Raw genomic sequence first — 24,158 nt, 5'->3', positions numbered from 1 at the left:
AATGATCACCAAGCAACTCGCCAAAGTACTGGCGCGGGCCGCCAGCGCACTGTCGCGTGCAAAAGCACCGCTGCTGGGCCTGCTGTTACTGCCGTTGGCGACGCCGTCCCTGGCCAGCCAGCTGAACGATATTCAGTTCTCCGAACTGCCCGGCAGTCGCTTGCAGCTGCGTCTGACCTTCAGTGATGTGCCCCCGGAGCCCACTGGTTATACCATCGAGCAGCCAGCCCGCATTGTCATGGACTTTGCCGGCGTAGAGAGTGTGCTGCCGGAGAAGAAATACTCACTGGATATCGGTGCCGCGCGCAGTGCGGTGATTGTTTCCAGTAACGACCGCACCCGCCTGATCCTCAATCTGGACGAACTGCCGGTTTACACCAGTGAGCGCGTAGGCAACCAGGTGGTACTGGAAGTGGGCGCGAATGCTGCGGCCACCGCGGCTGTTGCCGCTGCACCGGTGACCACTACCAACATTGGTGGAAATTCCCAGTTCCGCGCAGCGGGCAATGTTGCGATCAACAACGTGGACTTCCGCCGCGGTGAGGGTGGTGAAGGCAAGGTGATCGTGAGCCTGACCGACCCCGCGGTGAACATCGATGTGGAGCGTACCCGCGGCAAAATCGTGCTGACCTTCCTTGGCGCCGAGCTGCCGTCTGAACTGCGTCAGCGCCTGGACGTTACCGACTTTGCCACCCCGGTGAGCAGCATCAGCGTGGACTACGACGGGCGCAACACGGTGATCTCCGTGGATCCCCACGATGGTGAATACGATTACTTGGCGTACCAGGCGGACACCGAATACGTGCTGAGCGTAAAGCCGTTGACGGTGGCGCAGGTGCGTGAAAAGCAGAAAGAATTCCAGTTCACCGGTGAAAAACTCTCCCTGAACTTCCAGGACATTGAAGTGCGCTCGGTACTGCAGTTGATTGCCGACTTCACCGACCTGAACCTGGTGGCCAGTGACACTGTGCAGGGTCGCATTACCCTGCGCCTCGACGGCGTGCCCTGGGATCAGGCACTGGAGCTGATTCTGAAGGCCAAGGGCCTGGATAAGCGTCAGGAAGGCAATGTCATCATGGTGGCGCCTGCGGCAGAGATTGCCGAGCGCGAGCGCCGTGAGCTCGAAACCCGCAAGCAGCTGGAAGAGCTGGCGCCACTGCGCACCGAGTACATCCAGATTCGCTACGCGGATGCCCGTGAGCTGTTCACCCTGTTCGCTGGCGAACAGGGAGGCCAGGGTGGTGGCTTCGGTCAGGGTAATTTTGCCGGTGGCCGTGAAGACCAGGATGGCCGCAGCATCCTGTCTGCCCGCGGCAGTGCCATTGTCGACGAGCGCACCAACACCATTATCCTCACGGACACCGAAGACAAGATCGCGCAGTTCCGCGACCTGATCAGTGCCATCGATATCCCCATCCGCCAGGTGATGATCGAAGCGCGTATCGTTACCGCCAACACCGGCTTCGAGAAGAACCTGGGTGTGCGCTGGAGCTATCTGGAAGACCACAACATCAGTGACGACTCGATCGGTATCGGATCTGGCTCACAGCTGCCGGGTATCGCCGATGGCGACGGCAATGGCCCGGACCTGTCGGCACCGGAGACCTTGCACGATCCCCTGCTGGTAGATCTGGGACTCGCCGAGAGCGCGGGTAGTGTGGCCTACGCCATCCTGAAGGAAGATTTCCTGCTGGGTCTCGAGCTGTCTGCGCTGGAAGATGTGGGCAAGGCGGAAATCGTTTCCCAGCCGAAAGTGGTAACCGGCGACAAGCAGGAAGCCAGCATTCGCTCCGGTGTGGAAATCCCGTACCTGGAAGCCACCTCCTCCGGTGCGGCATCGGTGACCTTTAAAGAGGCGGTTCTGTTGCTGAATGTGACTCCGCAGATCACTCCGGACGACAACATCATCATGAATCTGAACATCGACCAGAACAGTGTCGGTGAGTTGTTCACCAACGTGATTACCGGTGCCCAGATTCCTGCGATCAACGTCAACTCCTTGCAGACCAAGGTGCTGGTGGCCAATGGTGAAACCATCGTGCTGGGTGGCATCTTCGAGGCGCAAACCCTGGAAGGTGAGACCAAGGTGCCGTTCCTCGGGGATATTCCTTTCCTCGGCCATCTGTTCAAGCGCACCACCAGGCAGGATGACAAGCGCGAGCTGCTGATTTTCATCACGCCGCGCATCATGCAAGACGAGTTCATGTCGTTCAGCAAGTGATCACGCAGCCTATCTTTCTTGTCGGCCCTATGGGTGCCGGCAAGTCGACCATCGGCAAGCTGCTGGCAACCCAACTCGGGTTGCCTTTTGCCGATTCCGACAAAGTGCTTGAAGACCGTACTGGTGCCGATATCCCCTGGATTTTTGATGTTGAAGGGGAAGATGGGTTTCGCCGGCGGGAAAGTGAAGTGCTGAAAGATCTGTGCACCGGTGAGCCCCAGGTGATCGCCACGGGTGGTGGTATCGTCGTGCTGCCGGAAAACCGCGCGCTGCTCAAGGCGCACGGTTTTGTGGTGTACCTGCGCGCGAGCCTTGATCAGCTGGTGGAGCGCACCGCAAAAAACAATAATCGGCCCCTGCTTCAGGTGGCGGATCCAAAGGGCAAGTTGCGGGAGATTCTCCTGCAGCGTGAAGCTTTCTACAGTGAAGTAGCCGATCTTGTCTGCGATACGGACGACTGCACGCCCAAGCAGGCCGCTGCCCTGGTGTCGGACCGACTATTGGCCACCGTGAGTGGTTGATCGTTCCGCGCATCGGTAATCGTCACGCACGCTAACCCGCCCCATCATTCCCCCTCGGCCGTGGCGACAGCACTCTTGTGCTAAAGTGGCGGCCTTTCCGAGAGAGTTTCTGTTAAGTTCCTGTGTGGAAGGGAGTATCAATGCACAGTCTTCAAGTTGACCTGGGCGAACGCAGCTACCCGATCCTGATCGGTTCCGGGCTGATGGCTGACCCAGCCCATTTCCAACAATACATTCGCGGCAAGCAGGTACTGGTGGTCACCAACGAGACCATCGCCCCGCTGTACCTGGATACCTTGTGCGACGCGCTGCAGGGCTTCTCCAAAGTGGATGTGGTGCAGCTCCCCGATGGCGAAGCCTTCAAAACCCTGGATACGGTCAACCGTATCTTCGATACCCTGCTGGACAAGCGCCACGATCGCAGCACAACCATTGTCGCGCTTGGCGGTGGTGTGGTCGGCGATATGAGTGGCTTCGCCGCGGCCTGCTATCAACGGGGCGTGGATTTTGTACAGGTGCCCACGACCTTGCTGTCTCAGGTGGATTCCTCGGTCGGAGGCAAGACCGGAGTCAATCACCCGCTGGGCAAAAACATGATTGGTGCCTTTTATCAGCCGCAGCTGGTGCTGATCGACATCGATACCCTGAACACCTTGCCCGACCGCGAACTTTCTGCCGGCATCGCTGAAGTCATCAAGTATGGGATGATCTGCGATCCGGCATTTTTCCAGTGGCTGGAGCAGAACATGGACAAGCTGCTCGCGCGGGATCCCGAGGCCCTGGCCTACGCGGTCGAGCGCAGCTGTGCCGACAAGGCTGCGGTGGTGGCGGAGGATGAGCGGGAATCCGGGCGCCGTGCCATCCTGAATTTTGGTCACACCTTCGGACACGCGATCGAGGCGGTGCAGGGCTATGGCAACTGGCTGCATGGTGAGGCGGTCGCTACCGGTATGGTGATGGCGGCGGAGCTGTCGCGCCTGCGCGGCTGGATCAGTGAGCGCGACGTGGCGCGCTTGCGTGCGCTGCTACAGAAGGCGGCTCTCCCGCAACAATCCCCCGAGGACATGACTGTCGATGACTATCTGGCGGCGATGTCGGTGGATAAAAAAGTGAAGGATGGCAAATTGCGCCTGATCCTGCTGCGTGGGTTGGGCGATGCCCGGATAAGCGACGACACACCGAAAGACCAGCTGGTTGAGGTATTGCGTGCCTGCGGCGCCCGGTGATGTTTTTGTAGTTTTACTACGCAGGTGAGGATCCTTTAGCGATAAAGCCAGGCGAAAGAAGATAAGTCGGTTAAACGGCCTGTCGACAGCAAAAAAAACTGCCGAATCTTGCAATCACAGGGGGGTGCTAGTAAGATTGCGCGCCCCCTCGGTGAAAGCCGGGAAAATGAGCTAATAACAACAAACGCAGGCTCGTATACAGCGAGCAACCACAAGCCCCTCATGCGGGCTTTTTTTGTCACTGGGGTACACAAATTTCAGTGGTATCTGCGGCACTTTTGGCTCGAGACTAGATAAATATGCCCCCACGGGGCGCCTTCGACGAAAAGAGGGCGCTGGGCCCTGATGACCATTGCCGATGCAGTGGCCGGTCAGGTTCCATGGGGAAGCAATAACACTTTGAGGAATTCTATGGGTAGCGGTCTGTATCGATTGGATGAGTTCAAAGATAACTGTGGCTTTGGACTGATTGCCCACCTGAAGGGCCAAACCAGCCACAAGTTATTGCAGACGGCGATTGAGTCGCTGACCTGCATGACTCACCGCGGTGGTATTGCCGCCGATGGCAAAACCGGTGATGGCTGCGGCCTGCTGTTGCAAAAGCCGGATAGCTTCCTGCGTGCCGTGGCCAAAGAACAGCTGGGTGCGACACTGAGCGACCTGTATGCGGTCGGCTCCATTATGCTGCCACTGGATGAGGCTGAAGCTGCCAGTGCGCGAGCTATTCTCGAGCGCGCTATCGAAGATCAGGGCCTGAAAGTGGCCGGGTGGCGCGTGGTGCCCACCAACGAAGAATGCCTCGGCCCCATCGCCAAGGAATCACTGCCGCGCTTCGAGCACCTGCTGATCAACAACACCGATTCGGCACTGGAGCAGCAGCAGTTTAATGCGCGCCTGTTCGTCGCCCGTCGCAAGGCCGAGCAGCAGCTCACGGACGCCACCTATATTGGCAGTCTTTCCACCTCGGTCCTGTCCTACAAGGGCCTGATGATGCCCGCGGACCTGCCGGCCTTCTTCCCCGACCTGGCTGACCCGCGTCTGGAAACCGCCATCTGCGTGTTCCACCAGCGCTTCTCCACCAATACCATGCCGCGCTGGCCCCTTGCCCAGCCGTTCCGCATGCTGGCCCATAATGGTGAGATCAACACCATTACCGGCAACCGCAACTGGTCGGTGGCGCGTACCAATAAGTTCATTACCGAGCTGGTGCCGGAATTGTCCGAGCTTCAGCCGCTGGTCAACCGTGTGGGTTCCGACTCATCCAGCCTGGACAATATGCTGGAGCTGCTCACCGTGGGCGGCATCGATATGCATCGCGCCATCCGCATGCTGGTGCCACCGGCGTGGCAGAACGTCGACACCATGGACTCTGACCTGCGCGCCTTCTACGAATACAACTCCATGCACATGGAGCCCTGGGACGGCCCCGCCGGGCTGGTGCTGACCGATGGCCGCTACGCGGTGTGTACCCTGGATCGCAACGGTCTGCGCCCGTCGCGCTGGGTGATCACCAAGGACGACTTCATCACCGTTGCCTCGGAAGTGGGTACTTACCAGTACGACCCGGCGGATGTGGTTGCCAAGGGCCGCCTGGGCCCGGGCCAGATTCTGTCGGTGGATACCCTGAAGGGTGAGCTGCGCCACACCGGTGAGGTGGATGGCGAGCTGAAGAAGGCGCATCCCTATAAAAAATGGCTGAAGGAAAAGGCCCGCCGTATCCGCTCCACCCTGGTGACTGCACCGGTGGACAACAATTTCTCCATGGAGCAGTTCAAGGTTTACCAGAAACTGTTCAGCTCCTCGCTGGAGGAGCGCGACCAGGTGATCCGCCCGCTCGCCGAAGCCGGCCAGGAAGCGGTGGGCTCCATGGGCGACGATACGCCGATGGCGGTGTTGTCGGAGGGCAACCGCTGCCTGTATGACTATTTCCGCCAGCAGTTCGCGCAGGTCACCAACCCGCCGATCGATCCACTGCGGGAAACCATCGTCATGTCCCTGGAAACCTGCCTGGGCCGTGAAAAATCCGTATTCGAGGAAACCGTCGAGCACGCCGACCGGGTGATTTTGTCATCGCCGGTACTGTCGCACATGAAGTACACCGCGCTGCTGGATCTGGGGCGCGAAGAATTCACCGCGAAAGTGTTCGACCTGAATTACGATCCGGCGCAGCTGGACCTGAAAAGCGCGATCGAAAAACTGTGCAGCGACGTCGCCGAGTCCGTGCGTCAGGATGGCACGGTGATTGTGGTGTTGTCGGATCGCGATATCGATTCAGGCAAGCTGCCTATCGATGCGCTGATGGCCACCGGTGCGGTGCATCACCACCTGGTGCACGCGGGCCTGCGCTGCGATTCCAATATCGTGGTGGATACTGCCACCGCGCGGGATTCCCACCAGCTCGCCTGCCTGATCGGTGTGGGTGCGACCGCGGTGCACCCGTATTTCTCCTACAGCATCATCAATCACCTGATCGAAACCGGTGAGCTGTTGCTGGACGCGGCCACCGCTCAGAAAAACTACCGCAACGGCATCATCAAGGGATTGCTGAAAATCCTGTCGAAGATGGGTATTTCCACCATCGCCTCCTACCGCGGTGCGCTGCTGTACGAGCTGGTGGGCCTGTCCCAGGATGTGATTGACCTGTGTTTCCCGGAAGCCCCTGCGCGGGTGCTGGGTGCCGGTTTTGCCGAGCTGGAAGACGATATGCGCGCGCGCGCGCAGCTGGCGTGGAAGCCGCGCAAGCAGGTCTCTCCCGGGGGCCTGCACAAGTTTGTGTACGGCCAGGAATACCACGCCTTCAACCCGGATGTGGTCACGGCGTTGCAGCAGGCGGTGCGCACCGGTGATTACGGTGCCTGGCGGGATTACGCCACCCTGATTAACCAGCGTCCGGTTGCCACACTGCGCGACCTGCTGGGCCTGAAAAAAGATGTGCAGCCGATTGCGCTGGACGAAGTGGAGCCGGTGGAGAATATCCTGCGCCGTTTCGACTCCGCCGCCATGTCCCTTGGCGCACTTTCGCCGGAAGCGCACGAGGCGCTGGCCCAGGCCATGAACCGGCTGGGCGGCCGCTCCAACAGTGGTGAGGGCGGTGAGGACCCGGTGCGTTTCGGCACCGACAAGGTTTCCAAGATCAAGCAGATCGCCTCCGGCCGTTTCGGCGTGACCCCGCACTACCTGGTGAACGCCGAGGTGCTGCAGATCAAGGTTGCGCAGGGTGCCAAGCCCGGCGAGGGCGGCCAGCTGCCCGGTGGCAAGGTGAACGAACTGATCGCGCGTCTGCGTTATTCGGTTCCCGGCGTGACCCTGATTTCACCGCCGCCGCACCACGATATTTACTCCATTGAGGATCTGGCGCAGCTGATTTACGACCTCAAGCAGGTCAACCCGGATGCGCTGGTCTCCGTGAAACTGGTTTCTCGCCCCGGCGTCGGCACCATCGCCGCCGGTGTGGCCAAGGCCTATGCGGACCTGATCACCATCTCCGGCTACGACGGCGGTACCGCGGCGAGCCCGATCACCTCTATTCGTTACGCCGGCTCCCCGTGGGAGCTGGGCCTGGCGGAAACCCACCAGACCCTGCGGGCCAACGACCTGCGCGGCAATGTACGCGTGCAGACCGACGGCGGCCTGAAGAGCGGCCTGGATGTGGTCAAGGCGGCCATGCTGGGTGCGGAGAGTTTTGGCTTCGGCACGGCGCCCATGGTGGCGCTGGGCTGTAAATACCTGCGTATCTGCCACCTGAATAACTGCGCTACCGGTGTCGCCACCCAGAACAAGGACCTGCGCGACGACCACTACATTGGCACCGTGGAAATGGCGATGAACTTCTTCAAGTTCGTGGCCGAGGAAACCCGCGAATGGATGGCGAGCCTGGGCGTGCGCACCATGGACGAGCTGGTGGGTCGTGTGGATCTGCTGGAAACCCTCGAGGGCAAGACCAGCAAGCAGAAGACTCTGGATCTGTCGCCGCTGCTGCACACCGATGCACTGCTCGACAGCAAGCCACAGACCTGCCAGCTGGCCAAGAACGAGCCTTGGGACAAGGGCCTGCTGGCCGAGCGCATGGTGGAAGAAACCCTGCCCGCGATCGAGAACCTGGCCGGCGGCGAATACCGTTTCAAGCTGACCAACTGCGACCGCTCCATCGGTGCGCGCCTGTCCGGTGAGATTGCCAAGCGTCACGGCAACCAGGGGATGGTGGATGCACCGATCAAATTGCGCCTGACTGGTGTTGCCGGTCAGTCCTTTGGTGTGTGGAATGCCGGTGGTCTGGAAATGTATCTGGAAGGCGATGCCAATGACTATGTGGGTAAAGGCATGGCCGGCGGCAAGCTGGTGATCCGTCCGCCCGAGGGCAGCAGCTTCAAGTCGGAAGAAACCAGCATTGTTGGCAATACCTGCCTGTACGGCGCCACCGGTGGCAAGCTGTTCGCCTCCGGCTGTGCCGGCGAGCGCTTTGGCGTGCGCAACTCCGGTGCCTTTGCGGTAGTGGAAGGTGCCGGTGATCACTGTTGTGAATACATGACTGGCGGCATGGTGGCCGTACTGGGTAAAACCGGGGTCAACTTCGGCGCCGGCATGACCGGTGGCTTCGCCTACGTGCTGGACATGGACCGCGATTTCTTCGACAAGTGCAACCACGAGTTGATCGAGTTGCGCCGCATCAGCAGCGAGTCTCTGGAGGAATACCAGAGTCACCTGCGCGAAGTGATCGAAGAGTTTGTCGCGGAGACCGGCAGTGCCTGGGGTGAGGAGTTGCTGGATAACCTGGACGATTACCTCAACAAATTCTGGTTGGTGAAGCCAAAAGCTGCCAGCCTCGCCGGACTGCTGTCCGATGTACGCAAGCGCGGCGAATAAGGGGGAGATTTACTTATGTCACAGCGTCTCAACAACGATTTCCAGTTTGTCGACGTGGGCCGAGTGGACCCCGCCAAGAAAGACATCATTACGCGTACCAACCAGTTCGTGGAGATTTACCAGCCTTACTCCCAGCGGCAGGTCGCCAGCCAGGCACATCGCTGCCTGGATTGCGGTAACCCCTACTGTGAGTGGAAGTGCCCGGTGCACAACTACATCCCGAACTGGCTGCGCCTGATCAGCGAAGGCAACATCATGGAAGCGGCGGAGCTGAGTCATCAGACCAACTCCTTGCCGGAAGTGTGTGGCCGCGTGTGTCCACAGGATCGCCTGTGTGAAGGGGCCTGTACTCTGAACGATGGTTTTGGTGCGGTGACTATCGGCAACGCGGAAAAATACATCACCGATACCGCCTTCGCCTTGGGCTGGCGCCCGGATATGAGTGCAGTGAAGAAGACCGACAGGCGCGTTGCGGTAGTCGGTGCCGGCCCCGCGGGCTTGGCCTGTGCGGATGTGCTGGTGCGCAACGGCGTGCAGCCGGTCGTGTTCGACAAGTACCCGGAAATCGGCGGCCTGCTGACCTTTGGCATCCCCGAGTTCAAGCTGGAAAAGTCCGTGATGCAGCAGCGTCGCGCGATCTTTACCGAGATGGGGGTGGAATTTTGCCTGGAAACCGAGATCGGTAAGGACATCACCTTTGATCAGCTGATGGCCGATTACGATGCGGTGTTCCTGGCGATGGGTACCTACAATTACATGAAGGGCGGTTTCCCCGGTGAGGACCTGCCGGGCGTTTACGACGCACTGCCGTTCCTGGTTGCCAACGTGAACCGCAATCTGGGTTTCGAGAAGAGCCCGGAAGATTTCATTTCGGTGGAAGACAAGCGCGTTGTGGTTCTGGGTGGTGGTGACACCGCGATGGACTGTAACCGCACCTCCATTCGCCAAGGCGCCAAGCGCGTAACCTGTGCTTACCGCCGCGATGAGGAAAACATGCCCGGTTCCCGCCGCGAGGTGGCGAATGCGAAAGAAGAGGGCGTTCGCTTCCTGTTTAACCGTCAGCCGGTGGAAATTGTCGGCGACGGCAAAGTCGAAGGCGTGAAGGTGGTGACCACCAAGCTGGGCGAGGCCGACGAAAACGGCCGCCGCCGTCCGGAAGTGATTCCCGGTTCCGAGGAAATTATTCCGGCGGATATCGTGCTGGTCGCCTTCGGCTTCCGCCCGAGCCCCGCCGAGTGGTTTGGTGACCACAATATCGAGGTTGCCGATTGGGGTGGTGTTGTTGCGCCTGAGAAGCAGGAATACAAGTTCCAGACTTCCAACGAAAAAGTTTTTGCCGGTGGCGATATGGTGCGGGGCTCTGACCTCGTAGTTACTGCTATTTGGGAAGGGCGCCAGGCTGCTGAAGGTATTCTCGACTTCCTCGAGGTTTAGTTCTGGTTTTGTGGCCCCGATAGTTGGGTTCAGTGGCGGTGCTGCTACCGATACAGGTTTGCCAGACATGCCGTGAACCCATCCATGGGGGCTCTTCCGCGAGGTCCCTCTCGCGGACAAAGCGCAAGCTTTGGACGCCGGAGGCGCCCGCAGGGTGAGCGGAGCGAATCAACGTCTGGCAAACCTTTATCGGTATCAGCACCTTCGATTCTGGCTTCAGCGCTTAAACTGAGCCACGGACGGGTTCCTTCGTGATTTCAAATTGCACCTTAGTCCGATGCGAAGGCTTTGATGCCGGGTGCACCTTTGCGAAACCTTCACCGCCAGGGATGGCGGAGCAGAGCCCCCAGGGATGGGTTTACGGCGTGTTTCGCAAAGGTGCACCCGGTAGCAAAGCTGCCACTAGACCACCCGAATACGAACCACCAAACCCCGATACCCCCCCAATCACCCACATAAATCCCGAGTCACCCCAGTCTCTGTCCTAAACGAGACCTCGAGAGTACAATGGCCGCCCATTTACCCAGCCGTTGTAGTCATGTCTGATACCCAGTTCGCCCCCCTGCAAAACGACCGTTTCCTCCGCGCCCTGCTGCGCCAGCCCGTCGATCGTACCCCCATGTGGATGATGCGCCAGGCCGGCCGCTACCTGCCCGAGTACCGCGCTACCCGTGCCAAGGCCGGTACTTTTATGGACCTGTGCCGCAACACCGAACTGGCCTGTGAAGTGACCCTGCAGCCGCTGGAGCGTTATCCGCTGGATGCCGCCATCTTGTTTTCTGACATCCTCACCATCCCCGACGCCATGGGACTCGGGCTGTATTTTGAGGAAGGTGAAGGCCCCAAATTCAAAAAGCCCGTGCGCACCAGCGCCGATATCGCCGCCCTCGAAGTGGTGAATACCGCCAAGGATCTCAGCTATGTCACCGATGCCGTCACCACCATTCGTCGCGAACTGAATGGTCGCGTACCGCTGATCGGCTTCTCCGGCAGTCCCTGGACCCTCGCCACCTACATGATCGAAGGCGGCTCCAGCCGGGATTTCGCCCGCGCCAAGGAAATGCTCTACAACCGCCCGCAGGATATGCACCAGCTATTGACCGTGCTGGCGGACTCCGTCATCGACTACCTGAATGCACAGATCCGTGCCGGTGCGCAGGCCGTGCAGATTTTTGATACCTGGGGCGGTGCGCTGAGTCACGCCGCCTACAAAGAGTTCTCTCTGGGTTACATGGCCCGTATCGTGCAGGGACTGATTAAAGAGCACGACGGCCGCAAGGTGCCGGTCATCCTGTTTACCAAGGGTGGTGGGCAGTGGCTGGAAGCCATGGCGGATACCGGCGCGACTGCGCTGGGCCTGGATTGGACCACCGATATCGCCCAGGCGCGCGCGCGTGTCGGCGACCGGGTGACATTGCAGGGCAATATGGATCCGTCGATCCTGCTGGCGAGCCCTGAGCGTATTCGCGAGGAAGTGGCAGCAATCCTGGCTGGGTTCGGCCACGGAACCGGGCATATCTTCAACCTGGGCCACGGGGTGACACCGAAGGTCGATCCGGCCCATGCCGGGGCCATGTTCGACGCGGTTGTTGAGCTGTCGCCTCAGTACCACAAGTAAAGGCCGATCGCTTGGGTGCGCCGCAAACCCTGCGGCGCACGCGCGAATCCGGGGTTGGTGGAATTAGGCGCCTATATTGCGCCGAATTTGCCCAAAAGTTCCCTTTGTACTGGCGCAGAAGCCAGGAATCGTGATATTTATCACACTTGCGCTGTCTGCTAACAAGTCGACTTGTGCGACAATTCGCCCCCTTCTGCATTTGACAGGATGGGGTATTTTTCTGCTCCGGCCACGCCATGATGCGGCGGGTGGGGCAGGACCCATAACAAAAATTACGCGGCAACCATTAAGTGGCAATCCAACAGGCGAAAGTATTCGTTGAAGACCTGCAGCGGGGCATGTTTGTGTCTCGCCTGGACCGCCCATGGACGCGTACGCCCTTCGCCCTGCAGGGCTTCTATATCCGCGACCTCGACGAAATCCGTCAGCTGCAGAAATATTGCCGCTACGTCTATGTCGATGTGGTAAAGACGGTCGGCGATGTCGGCGTCAAGCTGCGCAAGATTACCCGTGCTGCCGCCGAAGCATCCGCTGCCGATGCGTCCCCCGCCAGGGGCACGCCGCGCCGTATTCCTGTCGCCATCAACTGCAAGCCGGTGCAAGTCAAGCACGACAGCTACGCGCCTCCCGAACCTGCTCGCAAAGAAGCTGCCAAAGCACGCCAGTTGCACGACCGCATCGTGCAGGGCATGCACGAGGTCATGGTCCAGCTAAAGTCGGACCGGCCGCTACCCACCGCCCAGGTTAATCAGACCGTCACACTGATGGTGGACAGCGTGCTGCGCAGTCCGGATGCCTTCTCGTGGCTGGCGCGGGTACGCGAGCGGGATGAGCACACCTACAGCCACTCGGTACGCGCCAGTGTCTGGGCGGTGGTGTTTGGGCGTCATATCGGCCTGCGCCGTCAGGAGCTGGTGCAGCTGGGGATCGCTACCCTGCTGAAGGATGTCGGCAAACTGTATATTGCGGAAGCAGTGTTGAAGGCGGAGAAGCGCGACCCTCGCGCGGAGCTGGAATATCGCAAGTTCGTGGATTACAGCGTGAAGCTGTTGTCGGCGGACGCGAACATTGATCCTCAGGTTCTCAACATCGTGCAGTGCCACAAAGAGCAGTACGATGGCAGCGGTTATCCGCGCGGCTTGCGCGGTGGCCAGATCCCGGTGTTGGCGCGCATGTGCGGTATTGTGACCTTCTATGACGAGGCCACCAATCCGCGCGGCGCCGAATTTCCACTGCCCCCGTCCAAGGCGGTGGGCCAGCTGTATGAATTGCGCAACTGCGCGTTTCAGGAGCAGTTGGTGGTGGAGTTTATCCAGTCCATCGGTCTTTACCCCACCGGTACCCAGGTGGAGCTGTCCACCGGCGAAATTGCGGTGGTGGTGGAGCAGAGCCATCAGCGCCGCCTGAAGCCGAAGGTGATGCTGGTGACGGACCGCAACAAGCAGCTTTTGGAAAAACCGAAGCTGTTTGATATGGCGGCTGACGATGATCGCAAGCGGGCAATCGTGGACAAGGGCAAGAAGACCCTGGCTGAAGTGGGCCTGATTACGATTACCCAGGATCTGGATCCCAGCCGTTATCCGCACATCAATGTGGGCCGGGTGCGCGATCAGTATCTCTTCGAGCAGCGACTGCCTGCGTTTATTGCCCGCTTGCTGCCGGCCCGTTAATTAGTACTCCCTTCCTATCTTTTTCTGCTTCAGGCAGTGCAGGTGGCTCGAGCCAGCTGCCTGCCGATGCGCCCGGCATTGGCCAGTCGCAGGTATCAGCGTATTCGCGCCCCAATCCCCAAAAAGTCCAGAACCGGGGCGCGACCGTCACTGCGAGTGGCCGTTGGTTTTAAACCAGATCGCCGAAGTGCTCGCCCATTTTCACCGGTGTTTCTGCGGCGAGCGATTCGAGCCAATTGACTTTGTCGGCGCCGAATAACAGCACGACGGTGGAGCCAAGTTTGAAGCGTCCCATTTCCTCGCCTTTTTTCAGGGCAATGGGTTTTTGCTCGTCGTAGCGGGTGGTGCGAATCTGGCGTTTGATCGGTGCGACCTGTCCGGCCCACACGGTTTCGATGGCGGCAACGATCATGGCGCCGACGAGGATCATGGCCATGGGGCCGGCGGCAGTATCGAAGATGCACACGAGGCGTTCATTGCGCGCAAACAGGCGCGGGACGTTTTCGGAGGTGGTGGTGTTGACCGAGAAGAGTTCGCCGGGCACGTAGACCATGCGCTGCAGGACACCGTCGAGCGGCATATGGACGCGGTGGTAGTCTTTGGGTGAGAGGTAGATGGTTGCGAACTTGCCGCCGGTAAACTGCGCGGCCACTTCGGGGTCGCCGCCGACCAGTTCGAGCAAGCTGTAGTCCTGGCCTTTGGCCTGGAAAATTCGGCCGTTGTGAATTTCACCCAGCTGGCTGATGGCGCCATCGGCACAGCCGGCGATGGTGTGTTCGCCTTCGACGATGGGGCGGGCACCGTCTTTAAGTGCACGGGTGAAGAAGTCGTTGAAGCAGGTGTAGGCGGTGTAGTCCTCTTCCTGTGCCTCGCTCATGTCGACTTTGTATTTCTCCACAAACCATTTGGTAAATGGATTTTTGATGCCGCCGATGCGGGTCTCGGCGAGCCAGCCCGCGGCTCTGGAGAGCAGGTGTTGCGGGGTGATGTATTGCAGAAAGATAAACAGTTTCGGGTGCATTTAAGTACTGTGGTCCCGTCGTTTGGATTTTTGTGGTGGTCAGATGCTGGTTGCGGGTTTTCAGGACCGCTGTGAACCCATCCCTGGGCGCTGCGGCGCAAACTTCCTGTTTGCGACGCTCCTGAAAACCCGCAACCAGCATCCGACCTTCGCATCTAAGGATTTCACTTCGTCAGAGAAAGTGAAAATCCTGAATCAGTTTTCAATCGGGGTATCGGGCAGATTTCCCCATTCACTCCATGACCCCGGATAAGCCACGATGGGCAGCCCCAGGGATTTCCCCACCAGCCAGGTAAACGCCGAGCGATGGTGGCTCTGGCAGTGGGTGGCAATGTCTTTTTCACCATTGATGCCAAGCGCTGCGAGAAACGCTTTTGCATCACTGCGAATACGCAAGTCCCGCTGTGGATCCATCAACTGTGTCCACTCGCAGTTAATCGCGCCCGGTATATGTCCACCGCGCATGGCGACGATGCGTTCGCCGGTGTATTCCGCCGGGGAGCGCGCATCCCAGATTTGCAGGTCGTTCTGTGCCAAACGCTGCTGAATGTGTTCCGCGTCGATCATCGGTGCGTGGTCGGCGATCTGGATATTGATATCGCTGGGGGTGACGGTGACGTCTTCGGTGGAGAGCGGCAGGCCGGCATTTTTCCAGGCAACCATGCCGCCGTTCAGGTAGCTGTATTTCTGGTGACCGATGACTTCCAGGGTCCATAACAGGCGCCCGGCCCAGCCGCCGCCTTCGTCGTCGCAGGCGACGATGTGGGTGTCGGGGGTGAGGCCAATGGCGCGCATGACCTCGGTCAGGCGTTCAACCGAGGGCAGTTTGCCCGGTGCTGGCGGTGTGCCGGCCATCAGGGCCTGAAAGGGCAGGCCGAGGGCGCCAGGGATATGCCCGGCGAGGTAGTTTTGCGGGCTGCTGAGGTCCACTACACGAATTTCTTCGTGTTCGAGCAGTGCGGCCAGTTGCTCTGGCTCGAGGATCAGGGGTACATCGCTCACGGTTGGTTCCTTCTGGGTCCTTTTGTGGTCGGCCGTGCGGGCTCAGTCGCTTTCCAGGCTGTTGCGCAGGTGCAGGAAGCTTTCCATGCGCCGCTGACTGATGTCGCCACGCGCCTGCGCTTCGAGAATGGCGCAGCCGGGCTCGCCCTGGTGCCGGCAGTCGCGGAAGCGGCAGTGGCCGATAAACGGGCGGAATTCGACATAGCCGTCGAGCAGTTCCTGTTCGCTCATGTGCCAGATGCCGAACTCGCGGATACCGGGGGAGTCTATCAGATCACCGCCGCTGGGCAGATGAAACAGTTCCGCGGCGGTGGTGGTGTGGGTGCCTTTGCCGGTGGCTTCTGACAGTGCCCCGGTGCGGGCGTCGGCGCTGGGCAGCAGGCCGTTGATGAGTGAGGACTTGCCTACGCCGGACTGGCCCACAAACACGCTGGTACCCTGGGCGAGGGTTTCCAGCAGCCCATCGAGGCCTTCGCCGGTTTTGGTGGATAACTTGAGTACGGGGTAGCCCAGTGCCGGGTAGGGGCCCAGCAGTGCGTCGAGGTGCGCTCGATTGCTGTCGTCGATCAGGTCGATCTTGTTCAGCAACAGGAGTGGCTGAATGCCGGTGGCCTCGGCGGCTACCAGATAGCGGTCGATGGCGTTGGCAAAGGGTTCCGGGTAGGGCGCGATGACGATGAGGATGCGGTCGATATTGGCGGCGACGGTTTTCATGTCGCCATAGCGATCCGGCCGTTGCAGTTCGGAGTGGCGCGGCAGGCGCGCGCCGACCACGCCCAGGCCGCCGGTGGACTCGCCCACCGCGGGCCGCCAGGCCACCTTGTCGCCGGTGACCAGGGTGTCGATATTGGCGCGAATATGGCAGCGTTGTCGCAATGTGCTGTCGGCAGCGCTCTCCACCAGCACCTGGCTGCCGTAATTGGCGATCACCATGCCGGTCTGCTCCGGCCCCAGATCGCCCTCTTCGGCGGCCTGCTCGATGTTATCTTCCCGTTTGCGCGCGCGAGCTTCCCGCTCCTGCTGGATTTTGGTGATGCGCCATTGCTGGCGGCGGTTGAGTTTGCGTTTGCTCATGGGCGCTCGGTATGTGGAAAGCGCCGGATTATAACTTGCATCGATGGGTGGTTGCGGTAACTTCCCCGCTATCCTCACGTTTATGGCATTTCGCCGCCGACAGCAGCAGTTAAGGAGACTATTGTGGATCAGAATAATCTGATCTGGATCGATCTGGAAATGACTGGCCTCGATCCCGAGAAGGAGCGCATCATCGAAATTGCCACGGTGGTGACGGATTCCCGCCTGAACGTGCTCGCCGAGGGGCCGGTGATGGCGATTCACCAGAGCGATGCCCTGCTGGATGCCATGGACGACTGGAACACCGAGCAGCACGGTGGCTCCGGCCTGGTCAAGCGGGTGAGGGAGTCACCGATCAGTGAACACGCGGCCGAGCGAGAGACCATTGAGTTTCTGCAGCATTGGGTGCCTGAGGGGGCATCGCCCATGTGCGGGAATTCCATTGGCCAGGATCGTCGCTTCCTGGTGAAGTATATGCCGCTACTGGAGCAGTACTTCCACTACCGCAATCTCGATGTGAGCTCGGTGAAAGAGCTGGCGCGGCGCTGGCGCCCGGATGTGCTTGATGGGGTCAAGAAAACCTCCTCGCATCTCGCGTTGGACGATATCCACGACTCCATCAATGAGCTCAAGCACTACCGGGAACACTTTTTCCGCATGAGTTGAGTGGTTACCGATCTAGTCTGGCCGCCGCAGGAACTGCGGCCAGGCATACCACCAGTACCAGGGTGGCCAGGATGATCAGCTGTGTATAACTGCCGCCCCCGGTAATGAAGTACCCCGCCACCAGCGGTCCGCAGGCCAGCCCGAGCTTGGAAGCAAACCCGCCAAATGCGCCCATCTGTCCGGCACTGTCAAAGCGTGATGCCATGGTCAGGAAGTAGGGCACGCAGAAGGCCCAGGTCATGCCTGTCACGATGTTGGCGAGGATGAACACCGGGCGAATATCGCTGAAGATAAACAGTAGCAAGCCTGCGAGGGTCACCAGCAGGGCGATCGCCAGCGGCTTGGCGAGCGGCAGCTTCTGCCCGGTGATCGCCGCCAAGGCGGCACCGGAGATGGCGATCAGGTTGGCCCAGAACAGGGTCTGGCTGATAAACCCGAGGGGCAGGTCAAACGATCTTCCCAGGTCAAAGATGAACGCGAACAGCGCCATATTGGCAAACTGAAAGCAGAACAGCGCCAGCAGTGTGATTGCGATGGGGAGAATGGGCAGCGGTTCGCGCTTGCTGACTGCCTCATCGGCGCCGGCTGCAGCGGGTTTTGGCAGCGGATAATCCGCGATAAATGGCAGCATCAGCAGCGTGATCACACTGAAGGTAATCAGCGCATAGAAGGGCACATAGGTGCCGTGCTCGAGCACCAGTGCAGGCAGGAACCCCATGCCGATCGCACCGCCGGTGTACTGCACCAGCAGTACCATGCTGTAACTGCGCCCCGCAATACCACTGCGGGCAATCACCGCAAAGCCCAGCCCTACCAGGGTACCGCCGAGGATTCCGTGTACCAGTCGCAGCGGGATCAGCAGGTCCAGATTGGCCAGCTGAATGGTCAGCACATCCATGCCAATCGAGCAGCACAAAAGAATCACCGCAGCGCGTTTCCAGCGGGGAATATGCCGGATCAGCCAGGAGACCGTAAACGCGCCGATCACCGCGCCGATAGTGTTCGCGAAGGTGATCTGTCCCGCCTGCTCGGCACTCAGCCCGGCGCCGGCCATCAGTGCATCGACGATGACCGGGAAGATATTCACATAATAAAGCCCCGCGGAAGACAAAAAGGCGAGAAAGATGCTCGCCAGCCAGCCATTGCTGACCAGTAGCCCGCCAGGCACGGCGCCAGTGGGGGTGTCATTTCCGGAGTATCCGGAATCAGGCGCCTCGGTGGCAGCGGACTGGGCAGGGTTTTGCATGGATACTCCGGTCAATCGTTATCGTTTTAATTCGGGCCGATCGCGGTCTCGATACCCTCGCGGTCGGAGTCTGTTCCGGACAAACGCTAACCTATTACAGCCCACGCCATAGTGCCAGATTGGCACTGCCGTTGGATCCAATGGCAGCCACAAGGCGCAAAACACCCATTGGACTCATGCCTCCCCCCCAACTGGCCCTATAGCCCCTTTTCGGGTTTGGGCCAGTATTGATCCAGCGCGGCACTACCCGCCCTTTTATCACCACAGTATCACCACAGTATTGCCACAGCGCCGCATACAAAACCAATAATCCAGAACCAGGAACCGGTGTGATGAGTAGCAACCGCAGGTCTTTCGGAATAGCCGCACTGCAACTAAAGCTCGACGAGACAGACAACCTGGAGTTGCTGTTGCAGAAAATCCAGCGCACCAAGCTGCGCTACCCCTGGGTCAAGATGATCGTATTGAGTGAGCTCGCTTTGCGCGGTGTTGGCGCCCAGCACGCACGGGAGCTCCCTTCTGCAGAGGAAGAAGCGTTTTGTCGCACCGCACGTGAGCTGGGTATCTGGCTGGTACCCGGTTCCATGTATGAAAAGTGTGGCAGTGCCGTATTCAACACCACGCCGGTAATCAATCCCGCCGGCGAAGTCATCGCGCGCTACCGCAAGCTCTTCCCCTTCCTGCCCTATGAAAAAGGCGTGACCGCTGGCGACCAGTTTGTCGTGTTTGATGTGCCGGAAGTAGGTCGCTTTGCAGTCTCCATCTGTTACGACATGTGGTTCCCGGAGACCACCCGAGCCATGGCGTGGCTGGGTGCCGAAGTCATTATCCACCCGACCAAGACCGATACCATCGACCGATTGGATGAACTTTCCATCGTGCGGGCCAGCGCCTCCATGAACCAGTGCTACGTGGTCGATGTGAATGCTGCCGGCCAGCAGGGCGTGGGGCGTTCCATTATCGTCGGCCCGGAAGGTGAGACCATTCACGAAGCCAGTGTCGAGGAAGAGATTATCGCCTTTGAAATCGATGTGGAGCGGGTCGCTCGGGTGCGCACACGCGGGATGAAAGGCCTGGGGCAGACATTGAAGAGCTTCCGGGATAGCCGGGTGCGGTACCCCCAGTATGAACCGGGTGCCGTTTCACCCGCGCTGGAAGCGCTCGGCGAGCTGAAAGTGCCGGAGTGACTGCAGCCAGAAAAAATTCATTTTCACAGGATGGATGACAACTGGACCAGTCGATATAGACTAACTGGCACTAGGTTGAGGCCAGGTTCCAGTTATAAAAACTAGACACAACAACAGCCGGCGCAGTTTGGCCAGCAGAGAAACTCCATAAAAGAGATCCAAACCTAGCAGAGGGCACCATGAAACAACCAATCAAGCAGGGGTTCACCAAGTCCACACTGGCCACCGCGGTCGCGGCGATTTCCGCGGGAACACTGGCTTCCATACCGCAGATAGCGCTGGCACAGTCCACCGATGCCATCGAGGAAGTGATTGTTACCGCAACGCGCCGGGCGCAGAGCGTTCAGGATATTCCCTACAATATTTCGGCAGTGTCCGGCGACGAGCTTGAGGCTGGTCAAATTACCGATGCTGCAGAAATGATGCGTAGTGTCCCCGGGTTGACCGTGGTTGATCGAGGTTATCGGAATTCCGGCACCGTAAACGGTGTCATAATCCGCGGTATGAACGTTGATAGCGGTGCGAATGGCGACGTGCCACTTTCTGCGGTGCCGACGGTGGCGACTTATATAGATGATACCCCGCTGTACGGTAACTTCATCCTGAAAGACATCGAGCGTGTTGAAGTGCTGCGTGGCCCGCAGGGCACGCTGTACGGGTCAGGCTCTCTGGCGGGCACCGTTCGCTACATCATGAATAAGCCCTCGATGGAAGATTTTGAGGCAAAGGTTGGAAGTAGCGTCAGCCAGACCGAAGGATCCGATGGGAATAATTTTAGTGCTGATGCACTGGTTAACATCCCGCTTGGCGAAAAGGCTGCATTTCGGGCCTCTGTGGGTATGATCGATAACGACGGTATTGTTGACTACACCAATGTGTACGTGCTCGATGCGCAGGGCGCCCCCGTGGCCGAGGGTGGTGACATTGCCAATGGTGGTCCGGTATTCCGCAGCGTGAAAGATGCCGACACTGTAGATATTACTTATGCGCGTGCTTCTTTGTTGATCGAGCCAACGGATCAGCTCAGTGTGCAGCTTTCTCATCAGATGCAAAGCGATGAAATTGGTGGGCGTCGACAGGTAACCCGGGGTGCGAACTGGGTTAGCGGTGAAGAAGCCTTTTACGATGACTATGAAAATGGCGCAGTGACCCTGGAGCCTTCCGAACGCGATGTCTCCTTGACGGCACTAGAGGTGTCACTGGACATGGGTTTTGCAACCTTTACTTCCAGTACTTCCAGTTATTCGCACGATGGCATCGCCATCAGTGATAACTCGGGCTTCTATGCTCAGAACGACTGGTTCGCAGCTTACTATGGCGGCTCACCGAGACCGCTGGCGAAAGCTGAGCGTTTTTACGATGACAGTGCCTTGGTGCAGGAATTCCGCCTGGTATCCAACGGTGATCAGTTTGTTGACTGGGTTGCGGGCTTCTACTACATGGATCAGGAGAGCAATGCTGGCCAGAATAGTTATATGCCGGGCTGGGCAGCTTGGGCAGCCGAGGCCCCATCCGGCTGGGGCGTTGCTGACAGTGTGGCCGGGGATTTTGCTTTCTACGGCGCCAATGTACAGGATCAGGATTTCTACTTCCGACGCAATCAGAGCTTTACCGACGCGGCGATCTTTGGTGAAACCACCTTCAACTTTTCTGATACTTTCCGCATGACCTTGGGCTTGCGTCATTTCGATAACGAGTTGACCAATGACAGTGTGCTGCAATTGCCTATCTGGCCAGAGCCGGAAGAAGATACCCGCGCAAGTTTTACCACCAAGGAAAATGACACCCTGCTGAAAGCCAATGTGTCATGGGACATGAGTGCGAACACCATGCTGTACGCAACGATCTCTGAAGGATATCGCCGTGGTGGTGCCAACGCGGTACCGCTGACCGGTGGTTTTGCGGAGAGCCCGGACTACCTGCAGTACGGTTCTGACCAGGTAATGAACTACGAACTGGGCGTGAAAGGTGCAACCGATACACTGCGCTATACAGTATCACTGTTCCGCATGGACTGGAGTGATCCGCAGCTCAATACCGCTACTACGAATTGGGGTTTCTTTGCTGCAGTAAATGGTGATGAGGCCAGAACCCAGGGCCTGGAAGTTGAACTGCAGGGTGACCTTACTGAAAGTATTGGCTACAACCTGGGTTACGCGTACGTGGATGCGGAACTGACCGCGGACTTCTACAAGCCCTTCGGCAACTTCGCGGGCAGTGGTGTCACCGGAGAGTTCATTGTCGCCGAGGCCGGTGAGCAATTGCCGGGAACCGCCGAGCATACCCTGTCGCTTTCCATGGACCACACCACAGAGATCGGCACCTACACCCTGATAAGCCGATTGAATGGTTACTATCAATCAGAGACTTCTAATTCCGTAGGAACGGACAAAACTTCCGCTGAGTTTGATGCCTTCCAGCTGTGGAACCTGAGCAGCACCCTAGTGGCCGAGTCCTGGGATCTCACTCTGTATGCGAAAAACCTATTCAATGAAGATGGTGTGACCGGTGCCCTGACCGAAGCGCATATGGGCACCGACCCGGCAGAAAACTTCTTCGGTAACTCCTCCAAGGACTACATCAGCCTGCCGCGCACCTTGGGTGTTTCCGGACGTTACCACTTCTAAGGGTTCATTGTTGCTTCATCAAGTGACATTCAGCCGGCCTTAGGGCCGGCTTTTTTATTGCCCGGATATCGGTAAACTGGGGGCTCAATTTTTCCGTTATGACGTCAGCGATTATGCAGCCACAGATTGAACTCAGCTCTGCGCCAGGCAGCGAAGCAAAACGAGCCTATACCGAGGCCCGTGCACTATTTCGCGGCGGTAATCTGTCTGCGGCACAGGACGTTGCCAAGACGGTCATTGAATCTTCCCCTGGGTTCGTCAGTGGACGGCGTCTGTATGCGGATATCCTGATCGGGTGCGGTGAGTTTTCTGCAGCCAGAGACCAGCTGCAAGAGGCGCTGGGTTTATTTCCAGAAGATGTCGAGCGGCGTCGTCCGATACAGCTGCATCTGGCGACTGCATTTGTGCGTGAGGGCGATTTGGCAGGCGCACTGCGTGTACTCCAGTCTCCTGACCTCGCTCTCACAGAACAGCAGGATTTGGCCTTGCTATCCCAATTGGGGTATTTGCTAACCTTGTGTGAATCCCACGGGAAAGCGCTGCAGGCCTTTGAAGCGGTCCTGTACAAACGTCCGGATGACCCCCTGATGTTATTCAATTGCGCGGCGGCAAATCGCGCGATGGGACGGCTTGGGCGCGCCGAAGAGTTGTATGACCGTGTGCTCGCGCTGAATCCGGATGACTGGGAGGCCTACAAGAATCGCTCAGACCTGCGCAAGCAGACTCCCAGCTACAATCATGTGCGAAACCTGCAGCAGCAACTGGCACGAGCGAATCTTCCTGAGGTTGCGAAGGTACAACTGTATTTTGCGCTGGCGAAAGAATATGAGGACCTCGCGGAGTATTCTGCGAGTTTCGATGCGCTACAGCGTGGGTGCGGCGCGCGCAGGTCTGGCATTGATTATGACCTGGGTCGCGATCTCTCGGTGATGGAGGACATTGCGGCTGCGTTTGATGGGAATTTTTTGGATCAACCATCGGTTCCTGCATCACTGGGACGTGAAATAATTTTCATCCTCGGTATGCCGCGCACCGGCTCCACGCTTCTGGATCGCGTGCTGTGTGCGTCTGGCGATGTAGTCTCCGCGGGTGAGCCGGACACCTTTGCCCGTATGCTGCTGCGTGAGGCGCGCAGGACCAATGGGGGCCGTGCTGGGCAGAATCCCATTCTCGATGCAGGTGGAGATCTGGATATTGCCGAGGTTGGTTCTGCCTATGTGCGGCAGTTGCAAGAACGCGCACAATTGGCTGGCAGCCACCGCATTATCGACAAGAACCCGATGAATTTTCTCTACCTCGGCTGGATTGCCCGCGCGCTACCCGGGGCGAAAATTATTCATCTGTGCAGGAACCCGCTGGATACCTGCTTTGCCATCTATAAATCCCTGTTTAAAAGTGCTTATCCATTCTCCTATGATCAGGCGGAGATGGCTGAATATTACTGTGGCTACCGGGAGCTCATGCATCACTGGAAAACTATATTTCCTGGGCGTGTGATTGATGTGCACTATGAGAGGCTGGTCGCGGATCTGGCGGGCGAGGGGAAGAATCTGTATCGGGCCTGTAACCTTGCCTGGAGTGATCGGATTCTTGAATCCTACTATCGGGACCGCGCAGGAACGGCGACAGCCAGTGCTGCCCAGGTTCGGCAGCCGGTCTATCAGACCTCTGTCAACAAGTGGCGTCACTTTGGCAAAGATCTGATGCCGATGCAGGAGATTCTGCAGCGAAAAGGTATCGAATTCGATTAGCGAGTAAATAAAAATGGCAGCCCAGGCTGCC

Annotated in this window: 15 protein-coding genes; 11 read left to right on the top strand and 4 right to left on the bottom strand. The window is 58.8% G+C overall.

Going from position 1 to position 24,158, the window contains the following annotated elements; genetic code table 11:
- The first annotated feature begins 1 nt into the window (after position 1).
- The 7 genes from pilQ to AU182_RS00705 all read left to right on the top strand — a co-directional run bounded on the left by pilQ (position 2) and on the right by AU182_RS00705 (position 13,553).
- Positions 2-2,221: a type IV pilus secretin PilQ gene (gene pilQ, locus AU182_RS00735; protein WP_082859119.1), complete on the top strand. Its 2,220-nt coding sequence runs from the start codon at positions 2-4 to the stop codon at positions 2,219-2,221.
- The gene (locus tag AU182_RS00730) at positions 2,221-2,742 is read left to right on the top strand and encodes a shikimate kinase (RefSeq protein ID WP_207000073.1); all 522 of its coding nucleotides are present in this window, start codon (positions 2,221-2,223) and stop codon (positions 2,740-2,742) included. The genes pilQ and AU182_RS00730 overlap by 1 nt, the downstream gene beginning before the upstream one ends.
- Positions 2,743-2,882: 140 nt before the next feature.
- Positions 2,883-3,968 (top strand): 3-dehydroquinate synthase, encoded by a 1,086-nt coding sequence (gene aroB, locus AU182_RS00725; protein WP_066959411.1) that lies wholly within the window; start codon positions 2,883-2,885, stop codon positions 3,966-3,968.
- A gap of 411 nt (positions 3,969-4,379) precedes the next feature.
- Positions 4,380-8,831: a glutamate synthase large subunit gene (gene gltB / locus AU182_RS00720; RefSeq protein WP_066959409.1), complete on the top strand. Its 4,452-nt coding sequence runs from the start codon at positions 4,380-4,382 to the stop codon at positions 8,829-8,831.
- Between the two features lie 15 nt (positions 8,832-8,846).
- Positions 8,847-10,265, top strand: coding sequence for an FAD-dependent oxidoreductase (locus tag AU182_RS00715; protein WP_066959407.1), 1,419 nt, complete (start codon positions 8,847-8,849; stop codon positions 10,263-10,265).
- 538 nt (positions 10,266-10,803) lie between these two features.
- Positions 10,804-11,883 carry a uroporphyrinogen decarboxylase gene (gene hemE / locus AU182_RS00710; protein WP_066959405.1) on the top strand — a complete coding sequence of 360 codons (1,080 nt, stop codon included), beginning with the start codon at positions 10,804-10,806 and terminating at the stop codon, positions 11,881-11,883.
- A gap of 290 nt (positions 11,884-12,173) precedes the next feature.
- Complete coding sequence (locus AU182_RS00705; protein WP_066959403.1) at positions 12,174-13,553, top strand: HD-GYP domain-containing protein; 1,380 nt, start codon at positions 12,174-12,176, stop codon at positions 13,551-13,553.
- A gap of 169 nt (positions 13,554-13,722) precedes the next feature.
- On the opposite strand, the gene asd is transcribed toward AU182_RS00705, so the two are convergent.
- The 3 genes from asd to rsgA form a co-directional block, all read right to left on the bottom strand.
- The gene (asd, locus tag AU182_RS00700) at positions 13,723-14,574 is read right to left on the bottom strand and encodes an archaetidylserine decarboxylase (protein WP_066959402.1); all 852 of its coding nucleotides are present in this window, start codon (positions 14,572-14,574) and stop codon (positions 13,723-13,725) included.
- 195 nt (positions 14,575-14,769) lie between these two features.
- Complete coding sequence (locus tag AU182_RS00695; protein WP_066959400.1) at positions 14,770-15,576, bottom strand: sulfurtransferase; 807 nt, start codon at positions 15,574-15,576, stop codon at positions 14,770-14,772.
- Between the two features lie 42 nt (positions 15,577-15,618).
- Positions 15,619-16,650, bottom strand: a complete 1,032-nt coding sequence (gene rsgA / locus AU182_RS00690; RefSeq protein ID WP_066959398.1) for a small ribosomal subunit biogenesis GTPase RsgA — start codon at positions 16,648-16,650, stop codon at positions 15,619-15,621.
- Between the two features lie 123 nt (positions 16,651-16,773).
- On the opposite strand from rsgA, the gene orn reads away from it, so the two are divergent.
- Positions 16,774-17,316, top strand: a complete 543-nt coding sequence (orn, locus tag AU182_RS00685; protein WP_227718069.1) for an oligoribonuclease — start codon at positions 16,774-16,776, stop codon at positions 17,314-17,316.
- Positions 17,317-17,320: 4 nt separating this feature from the next.
- On the opposite strand, the gene AU182_RS00680 is transcribed toward orn, so the two are convergent.
- Positions 17,321-18,562, bottom strand: a complete 1,242-nt coding sequence (locus tag AU182_RS00680; protein WP_082859118.1) for an MFS transporter — start codon at positions 18,560-18,562, stop codon at positions 17,321-17,323.
- A gap of 332 nt (positions 18,563-18,894) precedes the next feature.
- Between AU182_RS00680 and AU182_RS00675 the strand changes: the two genes are divergently transcribed.
- The 3 genes from AU182_RS00675 (at position 18,895) to AU182_RS00665 (ending at position 24,127) form a co-directional block, all read left to right on the top strand.
- Positions 18,895-19,749 carry a carbon-nitrogen hydrolase family protein gene (locus AU182_RS00675; RefSeq protein WP_066959394.1) on the top strand — a complete coding sequence of 285 codons (855 nt, stop codon included), beginning with the start codon at positions 18,895-18,897 and terminating at the stop codon, positions 19,747-19,749.
- A gap of 179 nt (positions 19,750-19,928) precedes the next feature.
- Positions 19,929-22,376, top strand: coding sequence for a TonB-dependent receptor (locus AU182_RS00670; RefSeq protein ID WP_066959392.1), 2,448 nt, complete (start codon positions 19,929-19,931; stop codon positions 22,374-22,376).
- A 113-nt stretch (positions 22,377-22,489) separates the two neighbouring features.
- Positions 22,490-24,127, top strand: coding sequence for a sulfotransferase (locus AU182_RS00665; RefSeq protein ID WP_066959390.1), 1,638 nt, complete (start codon positions 22,490-22,492; stop codon positions 24,125-24,127).
- Positions 24,128-24,158: the final 31 nt, after the last annotated feature.

Source organism: Microbulbifer sp. Q7 (assembly GCF_001639145.1).
In the GTDB taxonomy this organism is placed as follows: Bacteria; Pseudomonadota; Gammaproteobacteria; order Pseudomonadales; family Cellvibrionaceae; genus Microbulbifer.
The sequence above is the reverse complement of the archived record's forward strand: the minus strand, read 5'-3'. Positions and strand labels throughout refer to the sequence as shown.

Excerpts from the sequence above, each read along its gene's own strand:
- hemE (WP_066959405.1), top strand. The coding sequence starts at position 10,804 with ATGTCTGATACCCAGTTCGCCCCCCTGCAAAACGACCGTTTCCTCCGC.
- AU182_RS00665 (WP_066959390.1), top strand. The coding sequence starts at position 22,490 with ATGCAGCCACAGATTGAACTCAGCTCTGCGCCAGGCAGCGAAGCAAAA.
- AU182_RS00715 (WP_066959407.1), top strand. The coding sequence starts at position 8,847 with ATGTCACAGCGTCTCAACAACGATTTCCAGTTTGTCGACGTGGGCCGA.
- pilQ (WP_082859119.1), top strand. The coding sequence starts at position 2 with ATGATCACCAAGCAACTCGCCAAAGTACTGGCGCGGGCCGCCAGCGCA.
- AU182_RS00675 (WP_066959394.1), top strand. The coding sequence starts at position 18,895 with ATGAGTAGCAACCGCAGGTCTTTCGGAATAGCCGCACTGCAACTAAAG.
- gltB (WP_066959409.1), top strand. The coding sequence starts at position 4,380 with ATGGGTAGCGGTCTGTATCGATTGGATGAGTTCAAAGATAACTGTGGC.
- aroB (WP_066959411.1), top strand. The coding sequence starts at position 2,883 with ATGCACAGTCTTCAAGTTGACCTGGGCGAACGCAGCTACCCGATCCTG.
- rsgA (WP_066959398.1), bottom strand. The coding sequence starts at position 16,650 with ATGAGCAAACGCAAACTCAACCGCCGCCAGCAATGGCGCATCACCAAA.
- asd (WP_066959402.1), bottom strand. The coding sequence starts at position 14,574 with ATGCACCCGAAACTGTTTATCTTTCTGCAATACATCACCCCGCAACAC.
- AU182_RS00680 (WP_082859118.1), bottom strand. The coding sequence starts at position 18,562 with ATGCAAAACCCTGCCCAGTCCGCTGCCACCGAGGCGCCTGATTCCGGA.
- AU182_RS00670 (WP_066959392.1), top strand. The coding sequence starts at position 19,929 with ATGAAACAACCAATCAAGCAGGGGTTCACCAAGTCCACACTGGCCACC.